Source organism: Lysinibacillus sp. NPDC094177 (genome assembly GCF_050279145.1).
GTDB lineage: Bacteria > Bacillota > Bacilli > Bacillales_A > Planococcaceae > Lysinibacillus.
In genome coordinates, this window is record NZ_JBNNTW010000034.1 from 1 (window position 1) to 2,694 (window position 2,694).

A 2,694-nucleotide genomic window follows, 5' to 3' on the forward strand; every position below is an offset into this window, starting at 1 on the left:
CAAGATAGTGCGACACGTTGCTAATTGAAAAGATTAGCCACTAGCATATTTGCTAGGAGAACTAAGAAATCAGATGAGTCGAATGATGAGGTAACGCTCTGAAAGGCTCGACCTAATCCTCCGAATAGCATCAGCATAGGCAATTATGATGGTGTTATAAGCTCGGTGAAGTCAGTTGAATATCACCCTGATCACAGGAAAGCGGAGTGGAGGCACTCTGTGTGGTAGATAGACTGGGGTTCTATAAAAATACTCATGGTTAGAATGTAGGGAACAAAACTTCCTACTGACGAAATTCCGAATGTACGGCTCTAGAGGTATAGGTATTCGAAAGGATACACCAACTTATTGTTGGGTTAGTGAGGTGGAGTAAAATTTGTCTTTATGAAACACCTTATAGTGTTACAGGCACTATCCAGCTAACAGGGTTAGAGGAATGACCTAAAAGTATTATATGTACAGATATGATTTCTCGGAACGTGGTAAGCTGGCTACGTGGAGAGATTGCACTCGTTGAAGCGGTATGAGGGAAAACGTCTATAGTATAACCTCATTTTAAGCACAGTGAAAGTGATGGCATAGTACCTGTGAAGCTGTGATAACAAGCAGTGGAGGGATAGCCATTAGTCAATTTATGAATGACTAAAACATTACTTTATAATATCAGGTTCTCGTATGACTAAAAGAAATGCAATCGCCAAAAGAAGCAATAAAGTGGTGAGAGTATTGACTGAAACAGCAAACAAGAAAGTTTTAAAACGGCAGTCCTTACGAAACAATGAATATTACGATATGCAACAAACCTTAGATAACCTTTACAATGCAAGTCAAATGAACAAACGCTTTAAAAATCTGTATGAATTGATTATTAGTAGAGAAAATATTTTACTGGCATATCGAAACATCAAGAAAAACAAGGGTTCTCTCACCAAAGGTATTAATGAATCGACAATCGTTACTATCGGAGAAAAAGACCCAAACGCATTAATTGATTATGTCAGAAAAAGACTTGAAAACTTCATACCACACAAAATAAGAAGAAAAGAAATACCAAAAGCTAATGGAGGAATTCGACCACTCGGTATCCCGACAATCGAAGACCGAATCATTCAACAATGTATCAAACAAATTCTAGAACCAATATGCGAAGCGAAATTCCATAATCACAGTTACGGTTTTCGTCCGAACAGAGGAACTTTACATGCATATTCTAGAGCAGTAACATTAGCAAACATCAACAAACTGCACTATGTGGTTGATATTGACATCAAAGGTTTCTTCGATAACGTCAATCATGGCAAACTTCTTAAACAAATGTGGTCAATGGGTATCCAGGATAAAAAGGTTCTCTCAATCATAAGTAAACTACTGAAAGCAGAAATTGTAGGAGTAGGAACACCTAATAAAGGGACTCCTCAAGGTGGTATTTTATCACCGCTATTATCTAATATTGTGCTAAACGAATTAGATTGGTGGATAAGCAATCAGTGGGAAACGTTTGAAACACAGAAAAACTATGAGCGTAAAAGAATTATTGGTGGCAAGGTTAGACTTGATAGGTCTGTGAAATATAGTACCTTAAAAAGAGTCACAAACTTGAAAGAAATGTTCATTGTGCGATATGCAGATGATTTTAAAATCTTTTGTAGAGACTATAAAAGTGCCTTCAAGATTTTCGAAGGTGTGAAAAAATGGTTAAAAGAAAGATTACATCTCGACATTAGTAAAGAAAAATCAAAGGTCATTAATTTAAGGAAAAACTTCTCGGAATTTCTAGGCTTTAAAATGAAAGTGGCTAGAAATAAAAAGAAGCATACCGTAAAATCATTCATGACAAATAAGGCGAAGAAAAACGCAATTAGCAAAATCAAAGAAAACATCAAACGAATTAAAAAGAAATCTAATGCTTCAGAAGTGTCCAAACTCAATGCAACAATTCTAGGACTTCATAACTTCTATCAGCAAGCAACGATGGTAACGAAAGATTTTAGTGAAATTGCATTTTCAGTCAAACGAACCTTATATAACAGCTTGAAGAAAGTTTCATCGGATAAAGGTGAGCCAAGTACGTACTACAAGAAACATTTCAAAGATTATTTTGGCAAGAAAAAGATATTCGTTGCGAAAGTAGCGATATTCCCTATCGATGGAATCAAACACAAAAGTCCAACAAACTTTACGCAAGAAATCAATAATTATACAGTTGAAGGTAGAAGTCTGATTCATAAAAAGCAAAAATCAGTATCAGAAGAAGTTGTGAAGTATCTCATGAAAAATCCTGTAATCAATCGTAGTATTGAATACAACGACAATCGTATTTCTAAATACATTGCTCAAAAAGGGGTTTGCTTTATCACAGAAGAAGCACTCATACTGAAAAATATGGAATTACATCACATCGTTCCAAAGGCAAAAGGTGGTAACGATAAGTATGACAACTTAGTTTTTATAACGAAAGAAGCCCATAAACTGATTCATGCCACAACAGAAGACATAATTAATAAATACCTTCAAATGTTAGAGTTAACAAAACAAAGTTTGGACAAAGTAAATAAACTTCGTGTTAAAGCTGGAAATAAAGTATTAGTTTAAAGATTCATAATTGATGGAACGCCGTATGAGGGGAAACCCTCACGTACGGTGTGAATGGGGGGAAAAGCTGGAGATGATTTCAAAGGCTTACCTATCCATATC

1 protein-coding gene is annotated in these 2,694 nt (G+C 35.5%); it reads left to right on the top strand.

Annotated features, from left to right (window positions below):
- Nucleotides 1-675 precede the first annotated feature (675 nt).
- On the top strand, nt 676-2,592 hold the full coding sequence (gene ltrA / locus ACQKNC_RS22530) for a group II intron reverse transcriptase/maturase (protein ID WP_427426923.1): 1,917 nt from the start codon (nt 676-678) through the stop codon (nt 2,590-2,592).
- Nucleotides 2,593-2,694 lie beyond the last annotated feature (102 nt).